9 protein-coding genes and 1 tRNA gene are annotated in these 8,153 nt (G+C 68.7%); 5 read left to right on the top strand and 5 right to left on the bottom strand.

All coding sequences use genetic code 11. The features are described from left to right. Positions 1-245: 245 nt before the first annotated feature. Positions 246-644 (bottom strand): hypothetical protein, encoded by a 399-nt coding sequence (locus tag AX721_RS20160; protein WP_156467288.1) that lies wholly within the window; start codon positions 642-644, stop codon positions 246-248. Between the two features lie 182 nt (positions 645-826). Continuing rightward, the gene (locus tag AX721_RS20155; RefSeq protein WP_068877766.1) at positions 827-2,455 is read right to left on the bottom strand and encodes an ABC-F family ATP-binding cassette domain-containing protein; all 1,629 of its coding nucleotides are present in this window, start codon (positions 2,453-2,455) and stop codon (positions 827-829) included. A 91-nt stretch (positions 2,456-2,546) separates the two neighbouring features. On the opposite strand from AX721_RS20155, the gene AX721_RS27530 reads away from it, so the two are divergent. Next, the gene (locus tag AX721_RS27530) at positions 2,547-3,092 is read left to right on the top strand and encodes a hypothetical protein (RefSeq protein WP_068877765.1); all 546 of its coding nucleotides are present in this window, start codon (positions 2,547-2,549) and stop codon (positions 3,090-3,092) included. Positions 3,093-3,231: 139 nt separating this feature from the next. Here AX721_RS27530 and AX721_RS20145 read toward each other — a convergent pair whose 3' ends face one another. The 3 genes from AX721_RS20145 to AX721_RS20135 form a co-directional block, all read right to left on the bottom strand. Beyond that, positions 3,232-3,630, bottom strand: coding sequence for a Zn-ribbon domain-containing OB-fold protein (locus AX721_RS20145; RefSeq protein ID WP_068877764.1), 399 nt, complete (start codon positions 3,628-3,630; stop codon positions 3,232-3,234). Between the two features lie 2 nt (positions 3,631-3,632). After that, on the bottom strand, positions 3,633-4,826 hold the full coding sequence (locus AX721_RS20140) for a thiolase domain-containing protein (protein WP_068877763.1): 1,194 nt from the start codon (positions 4,824-4,826) through the stop codon (positions 3,633-3,635). 90 nt (positions 4,827-4,916) lie between these two features. Further along, the gene (locus AX721_RS20135) at positions 4,917-5,909 is read right to left on the bottom strand and encodes an alpha/beta hydrolase fold domain-containing protein (RefSeq protein WP_068877762.1); all 993 of its coding nucleotides are present in this window, start codon (positions 5,907-5,909) and stop codon (positions 4,917-4,919) included. 92 nt (positions 5,910-6,001) lie between these two features. Between AX721_RS20135 and AX721_RS20130 the strand changes: the two genes are divergently transcribed. From AX721_RS20130 to AX721_RS20115, 4 genes are all read left to right on the top strand, one after another. Continuing rightward, a complete protein-coding gene (locus tag AX721_RS20130; RefSeq protein ID WP_068877761.1) occupies positions 6,002-6,403 on the top strand; it encodes a helix-turn-helix transcriptional regulator in 402 nt (133 codons plus the stop codon). Between the two features lie 113 nt (positions 6,404-6,516). Next, positions 6,517-7,452: a calcium-binding protein gene (locus tag AX721_RS20125; RefSeq protein WP_068877760.1), complete on the top strand. Its 936-nt coding sequence runs from the start codon at positions 6,517-6,519 to the stop codon at positions 7,450-7,452. Positions 7,453-7,540: 88 nt separating this feature from the next. Next, the gene (locus tag AX721_RS20120; protein WP_068877759.1) at positions 7,541-7,963 is read left to right on the top strand and encodes a PaaI family thioesterase; all 423 of its coding nucleotides are present in this window, start codon (positions 7,541-7,543) and stop codon (positions 7,961-7,963) included. Positions 7,964-8,062: 99 nt separating this feature from the next. Continuing rightward, a tRNA-Ser gene (locus AX721_RS20115) sits at positions 8,063-8,152 on the top strand. Position 8,153: the final 1 nt, after the last annotated feature.

The following is an 8,153-nucleotide window of genomic DNA, read 5'->3' as shown; positions in this document are numbered from 1 at the left end:
CATCTCGGTCAGCCGAGCCAGGACGCGCGCATGCCGTTCGGCCATGTCGGGCGGGATGGACATGAACGAAAAGGGAACATAGAGCGGCGCGGAAGGCAAGGTTTGTCGGGAGGGGTGCGTCCGGGTTTGACGTGAGCTGGGGTGAGCGCGCGGCGGGGAATCAACCCGCGCAGCATCGATCAGCGATAGCGGATCGCGGGGAACGGACCTTCAGAACGTCTGCGACGGGTGGTTTCCGGACCCTTCTACTCGCCAGCCAACGCGGCCTCGATCTGGCGCCAAACATCAGGCGCTACCCGGTCAGGGTCGATTTCACCCATGAGGACGCGAAATCGCTCGTCCCGGCGCACGAGACCAGCGATGCGCTTGTCGTAGCGGTCCGGGTAGTTTCGGAGGAGTGTGAAAAGGTCGAAGCCCAAGCCCTCTAACTTCTCAACGGGAACGGAAGAGGCTTCCACGTACTCGATGAACCACCAGAAGGTCTCGGGTTCGAAGCTGGCTAGATCGCCGAGCTCTATCGAGGCCTCCACGCGGGTTCGATCAGCTTTGCTTTCATCACTGATGTACGATGCGAGGATGCGCTCAAGCCACCTGTCAAAGCGCTGCCTTGCCTTGCGTGCTAACGTTTTGTCCGAGCCGGTCATGACAACACGGACCCTGCGCTGCGGCCCCTAAAGAGTCCCCTAAGGGTCGAAGGCCGGCTTTGGCTGCGGGCCCCAATGCGGACGTGAACCGCCTGGGACCTGAACCGCCTGTCGGGGGAGGTCCGTCGGGTTCTGAAGGGGCTTTCGGGCGGGCTGCCCCTGACCCGGTTGCGCCGGCCCGCCTACCCGCCCGGGTGCAGGCCCGGGGCTTCCTGGCCGGTGCGGGCGACGTATTCGGAGTAGCCGCCGCCGTACTGGTGGACGCCTTCGGGGGTGAGTTCCAGGACGCGGTTCGAGAGGGCGGCCAGGAAGTGGCGGTCGTGGCTGACGAACAGCATGGTGCCCTCGAAGTCCGCCAGTGCGGCGACCAGCATCTGCTTGGTCACCATGTCGAGGTGGTTGGTCGGCTCGTCGAGGACCAAGAGGTTCGGCGGGTCGAACAGCATCTTGGCCATGACCAGACGGGCCTTCTCGCCGCCCGAGAGGACGCGGCAGGGCTTTTCCACGTCGTCGCCCGAGAAGCCGAAGCATCCCGCCAGGGTGCGCAGCGCGCCCTGGCCCGCCTGGGGGAATGAGCTGTCGAGGGACTCGAAGATCGTCTCCTCGCCGTCCAGCAGGTCCATGGAGTGCTGGGCGAAGTAGCCCATCCGCACGCTGGCCCCGATGTTGACCACGCCCCGGTCCGGCGCGGTGGCGCCGGCCACCAGCTTCAGCAGCGTCGACTTGCCGGCGCCGTTGGCGCCCAGGACGCACCAGCGCTCCTTGCGGCGCACCAGGAAGTCCAGGCCTTCGTAGATCGGCTGGGCGCCATAGCCCTTGTGGACGCCCTTCAGGCTGATCACGTCGTCGCCCGACCGCGGCGGGCTGCGGAACTCGAACTGGACCGACTGGCGGCGGCGGGGCGCCTCGACGCGCTCGATCTTGTCGAGTTTCTTGACGCGACTCTGCACCTGGGCGGCGTGGCTGGCGCGCGCCTTGAACTTCTCGATGAACTTGATTTCCTTGGCCAGCATCGCCTGCTGGCGCTCGTACTGCGCCTGGCGCTGCTGTTCGCTGAGCGCGCGCTGCTGGTCGTAGAAATCCAGGTCGCCGGAATAGGTGATGAGGTCGCCGCCGTCGATCTCCACCACCTTGCCGATGATGCGGTTCATGAAGGCGCGGTCGTGCGAGGTCATCAGCAGGGCGCCGGGGTAGTTCTTGAGGAACGCCTCGAGCCAGATCAGGCTTTCCAGGTCGAGGTGGTTGCTGGGTTCGTCCAGCAGCATGCCGTCGGGCCGCTGCAGCAGGATGCGGGCCAGGGCCACGCGCATCTTCCAGCCGCCGGACAAGAGGCCGACATCGCCGTCCATCCGCTCCTGGCTGAAGCTGAGGCCCGCCAGCACCTCGCGGGCGCGGGCTTCCAGGGCATAGCCGTCCAGCTCCTGGAAACGCTCCAGAACCTCGCCATAGCGTTCCATGAGGGCGTCCAGCCGATCGGCCTGGTCCGGATCGACCATGGCCGCTTCGAGCGTCGCCATCTCGGCGGCCAGGGCGCTGACAGGGCCCACGCCATCCATCACCGCGGCGACCGCGCTCTGGCCCGACATCTCGCCGACGTCCTGGCTGAAGTAGCCGATGGTCATGCCGGGATCGATGGCGACCAGGCCGTCGTCGGGCTGCTCCTGGCCGGTGATCATGCGGAACAGCGTGGTCTTGCCGGCGCCGTTCGGGCCGACGAGCCCGACCTTTTCCCCCTTCTGGATGCTCATCGAGGCTTCGATGAACAGGATCTGGTGGCCGTTCTGCTTGGAGATATTGTCGAGGCGGATCATCGGGCGGTCTGCTAGCCCGGCGGCGCGGCGAACACCAGCTTGCGGGCCGCCCGCGACGGCGGGCCGCAGCGACGATCAGGGACCTTCAGCCATGCGCGTCACGGTCAGCGGGACCTCCGGGTCGGGGAAGACCACCTTCGCCGCCAGGCTGGCCCGGGCCATCGGCGCGCCGCACATCGACCTGGACGCCATCAACTGGCAGCCGGGGTGGAAGGACCTGCACCGGGGCGATCCCGAGGAATTCCAGCGCCGGGTGGCGGCGGCGGCCGCCGAGGACGCGTGGGTGAGCTGCGGCAACTATTCCAAGGTGCGGCCGATCATCCTGGCCCGGGCGACGCACGCGGTGTGGCTGGACTATCCGAAGTGGGTGGTCATGGCGCGGGTGTTCCGGCGTTCGTTCCATAGGGCGTGGACGGGGCGGGAGCTGTGGCCCGGCACCGGCAATACCGAGACCTTCGCGGACTGGCTGGACAAGGAGCATCCCATCCGCTGGGCGTGGGACACCTACGACGGCCGCCGCAAGCGCATCGATGCCGAGATCGCCGATCCCGCGCTGGCGCATCTGGTGAAGTATCGGCTGACGCATCCGCGCGAGGCGGGGCCACTGATTGCGAAGCTGGCGGCGGAGGGCGCCTAGTTCCTCCCCTCTTGGGGGAGGTGGCGCGTAGCGTCGGAGGGGGCTTCCGCTCAGATCGATCGTTTTGAGCGGAAGCCCCCTCAGTCGGCTTTCGCCGACAGCTCCCCCAGAGGGGGAGCAACTGTTCACGCGGGTTTGGTCAGGCCGGCACGAACACCGGGACGGGCGGGCCGCCTTCGGTGGGCTGGAGCTTCACCTTCACGGGCATGCCGATCTTCAGGTCCTCGGGCGCCACATCGACCACGTTGGTGAGCACGTTCGGGCCCTCGGCGAGGGTGACGTAGGCCAGGGCGTAGGGGCCGGTGGGCGACTTGCGCATGATGGAGAAGCTGTAGACCACGCCCTTGCCCTCGCTCTCCTCCCAGACCGTCTGGTCCGAGTGGCAGAAGGGGCAGACGGTGCGCGGATACCAGTGGGCCTCCTTGCAGGCCGTGCAGCGCTTGATCAGGAACTTGCCCTGTTCGGCCGCGTCGAAGAACGGCTTGCTTTCGAGGGTGACGGCGGGGGCCGGCACCGGCCGGGTCATCAATTCGGACATCTTCAGCCCTCCCGTTCCATGATCAGCGTCGCGGCGCCGTGGCGGACGCCCAGCGAGCCGCCCGTGCCGTGGGCGATGGCCAGGTCGCAGTTCGGCACCTGGACCTTGGGATGCGCCTCGCCGCGGAGTTGGCGCACCGCCTCGATCACCTTGGTGATGCCGCCGCGGTTGGTGGGGTGGTTGTTGCACAGGCCGCCGCCGTCGGTGTTGAACGGCAGCTTGCCGACGCCCGAGATCAGGTTGCCGTCGGCGACGAACTTGCCGCCCTCGCCCTTCTTGCAGAAGCCGAGGTCCTCGAGCTGCATCAGAACGGTGATAGTGAAGCTGTCGTAGATCGAGGCGTATTTGATGTCGGCCGGCGTGACGCCCGCCTCCTCGAAGGCGCGGGGGCCGGACCAGACGGCGCCGGAATAGGTCAGGTCCAGCTTGCCGCCCTGCTGCACCTTGGGCGCCTCGCCGGCGCCCAGGACGCGCACCTTGGGCCGGTTCAGGCTGCGGGCGATCTCGGGCGAGACGACGACCAGGGCGCCGCCGCCGTCGGTGACCACGCAGCAGTCCAGAAGGTGCAGCGGGTCGGAGATCATGCGGCTGGACACCACCTCCTCCACCGTCACCACGTTCTTGAGGAAGGCGTGCTCGTTCCACTGGGCATGGTGGCTGGCGGCCACCTTGATCCAGGCGAGCTGCTCGGAGGTGGTGCCGTACTCGTACATGTGGCGCATGGCGCACATGCCGTAGGTGTTGTGGGTGGAGCCGCCGTAGATGCTCTCGAAGCCGGCTTCCGGCGCGCCGTCGCTGAGGCCGGGCCCCCGCGGCCCGCCGGCCATGCTGGCGCCCGGGCGGTTGCCGCCGTTGCGGGGCCGGCCGGCCAGGGTGATCAGGGCCACCTGGCACTTGCCCGCGGCGATCGCCTGGGCGGCGTGGGCCACGTGCAGGATGTAGGAAGAACCCCCGGTCTCGGTGGTGTCCATGTGGCGGACGTTCTTCAGGCCCATGTAGTCGATCATGGACATGGCCCCGAACCCGGGCGCATCGCCCGCGCAGAAGTAGCCGTCCACGTCGTCGAATCCGAGACCCGCGTCGGCCAGGGCGCCGCGCGCGCTCTCGGCATGGAGCTGGGCCGTGGTCTTGTCGGGCGCGTCGCGCGTGGGGTGCTCGTAGGCCCCCATCAGGTAGGCCTTGCCTTTGATGCTCATGCAAACTCCCGGAAGACGCCGAGGAATGGGGCGCTGAAGAACCGGTACGGGCTTAGCCGTTGGCCCCCGGCGCAGCAATCATACGTAAGGTCAGCCCCGGTGCGGGACGCCCATGTCCAGGCGTCGTCGGATGAAGTCGGCGGCGAGCTCGATGGACTGGCGGGCCTTGGGGGTGCCCAGGCGCTCCCACACGTGCGTCTCGTCGGCCCAGAGGCGGACGGTCAGGTCGCCGCCCACGGCGCGGATCGCATCGGCCAGCCGCACGGCGTCGTCGTAGAGGATGTCGCCCCGGCTGGCGTGGATCAGGGTCGGCGGGAAGCCGTCGAAGGCGCCGAACAGGGGCGAGGCGACGGGATCGGTGGCCGACCTGCCGTCGAGATAGAACCGCGCCACCAGCGCCAGGCTCTCCATCGTGTAGGGCGTCGTGCCGAGCAGGGAGGCGGCGGTGACCGACCAGCTCTGCAGCGACAGGTCCGCCCAGGGCGACAGCAGCACCACGCCGGAGGGCAGCGGCAGGCCCTGCGCCCCGGCCTGCTGCAGGGCGGACAGGAGGATCGCCGCGCCCGCGGACTCGGCCAGAGCCACCACCGGCTCTTCGGGCCAGGTCTCCTGGAACCACCGCCAGGCCGCGACGATGTCGTCCACCGCGGCGGGACAGGGATGCTCCGGCGCCAGGCGGTAGCTGGGCGCGAACACCCGCGCCTCGGCCGCCGCGGCGAACCGCGCCACCAGGTGGGTGATCCGGGGCGAGCGCTCGGCGATGAACGAGCCGCCGTGGACGTAGAAGACGAACCCCCGGGGCTCCGCCGCGCGCGGTGCGAACCACTCGGAGGGGGAGGGCGGGGCGGAGAGGCCGGCGCCGGGTCCGGCCTGCCGCACCGCCTCGGCGTCGACCCGGGCGAGAACCGGGGCGTCGAAGCGCATGTGGATGCGGCGCTGCCCGGCGACGTAGCGGGCGAGCGCCTGCGGGCCGTCTGCTTCGGCGCGCAGGGCGCCCCGCATGGCTGAGGTGACGATCCGCTGCATCGTCCGGTTGGCCAGCCGCCGCATGAGGGCGGCCCAGGGCGGCGCCGGCTGGTCCATCTGGACGACCTCGGGGCGACTCGCCCTGGTCCCGACCACGCTTCCCGCTAGACTCATCCGACGCACCGACTCGCACTCGACTGGGCAAAACCATGAGCGATGATGAGCCCTTGGACCACCGCCTGTTGCAGCAAGCCGAGGCTTACGGCCGCCTTTACCCCAGCATTCTGCCGCGCCTGAAGGCGGCGCTGGCGAGTGGAAACCCGGCGCTGCAGGCCCTGGTCCAATCGATGCAGACCGCCCTGTCCCAGGCCGAGGACCAGCGCGAGCGGCAGCTTCGGGACGGCTGGGGGCTCAGCGCCAAGGAGGCGCATGTGGCGCTTCGCTTGATCGAGGGCGCGACGGTCAGCGACTGCGCCGCCGACATGGGGATCGCCGAAAGCACCGTCCGGACCCACGTCAAATCCGTCTTCGCCAAGACGGGTCGCACACGGCAGTCGCAGCTCGGATCCCTGCTCCAGCTCCGGCCGGGCCTGCCGGGCCCCGACGCGTAAACATCGGTTAACTATAGGGAAAAAATAGCGGGCCATCTCCCCAAGATTGGGGAGGCCGGGGGTCGTGGGCGCCGGCTAGCGTCGCGAAAGTTCTGTTTCGCGAGATCACATCCATGGCTCTCCTCATCGCCGGCGCCGCCGGCATCAGCGTCGACACCCTCAAGATCGATGACCTCCTGGAAGGCATTCCAACCGTCACCGGTGCGACGGCCTTCACCCTCCAGGACGGCGACTGGCTGGAGGAGTTCCAGGGCCAGTTCACCTACAGCTCCGGCGAGCTTTCGGGGGGGACGGTCACGGGCTGGAAGGAGAGCTTCAAGGGCCAAGTGGTGTTCGAGGTCTCCGGCTTCTCAGTGCCGGTGACCACCTTCGTCGGCTGGGTGGAGACCAACGACAACGAGGCGGCGCGCAGTACGATCCTGGGCGGCGCGGACACCATCACCGGCTCGGCCTCCGCCGACACCATGCGCGGCTATGCGGGCGACGACGTCATCCGCGGCGGCGAAGGGACCAACTACCTGCGCGGCGACGAGGGCAACGACAGCATCGTCGGCGGGACGGGCTTCGACGACATCAACGGCAACATGGGCAACGACACCTGCGTCAGCGGCGGGGGCGACGACTGGGTGGTCGGCGGCCGCGACAACGACAGCCTGGCCGGCGGCGCGGGTCAGAACCTCGTCTACGGCAACCTGGGTAATGACACCTGCGAGGGCGGCGATGGCAACGACATCGTCCGCGGCGGCCAGGACAACGACATCATCAACGGCGGGGCCGGGAACGACTACGTCTCGGGCGACAAGGGCTCGGACACCGTCACCGGCGGCGGCGGGGCCGACATCTTCCACACCTTCGGCGATGCGGGCGTCGACCGGGTGACCGACTTCAGCCTGGCCGAGGGCGATCGGGTCCAGCTGGATCCGGGCACCCAGTACACCGTCAGCCAGGTGGGCGCCGACACCATCATCAGCATGACCGGCGGCGGCCAGATGACCCTGGTGGGCGTGCAGATGAGCAGCCTCACGGCCGGCTGGATCTTCGGCGCCTGACGGACGGCGCGGCGCGGTTCAGTCTTCGGACTTGGCTGTCGCGGCGTCAGCTTCCCACTTGAAGCCTGACCTTGAGAGGAGAGGCTTCATGCTGGAAGGCAACCAGGCGGCGCTGTTCGCCGAGCGGCAGAAGGGCACCCTGCCCGGCGAACTGGGCATCGAATGGGACGAGGTGGCCAACGGCCGGGCCCGCGGCCGCTTCGTCGTCCAGCGCAAGCACATGGCGCCCAACGGCTTCATGCACGCCGCCTCGGTGGTCGCTCTGGTGGATAGCGCCTGCGGCTACGGCTGCGTCGCCTCCCTGCCGGAGGGGGCGAGCGGCTTCACCACCATCGAGATCAAGACCAACTACCTGGGCACCGCCAAGGAGGGCGAAACCGTCGCCTGCGAGGCGCGCCTGCTGCACGGCGGCCGCATGACCCAGGTGTGGGACGCCGAGGCGGTGAATGAGGCCACCGGCAAGACCATCGCCGTGTTCCGCTGCACCCAGATGGTGCTCTACCCCCGGTGAGGACGCGGCGTCAGATCGCAGTTGCGTGACTGCGGCGGGATGAGTAGAACGCGCGCTCGCTCAACGGGAGCCTTTTCGAAGGCCCCCGTCGCTGGCTCTGGAGAGGTGGCAGAGTGGTTGAATGTACCGCACTCGAAATGCGGCGTGCCTTCACGGGCATCGTGGGTTCGAATCCCACCCTCTCCGCCAG

The sequence above is a fragment of the Phenylobacterium sp. CCH9-H3 genome, assembly GCF_001557235.1.
GTDB lineage: Bacteria > Pseudomonadota > Alphaproteobacteria > Caulobacterales > Caulobacteraceae > Phenylobacterium.
Note: the sequence above shows the minus strand (reverse complement) of the source record. Positions and strands in the feature narration are given on the sequence as shown.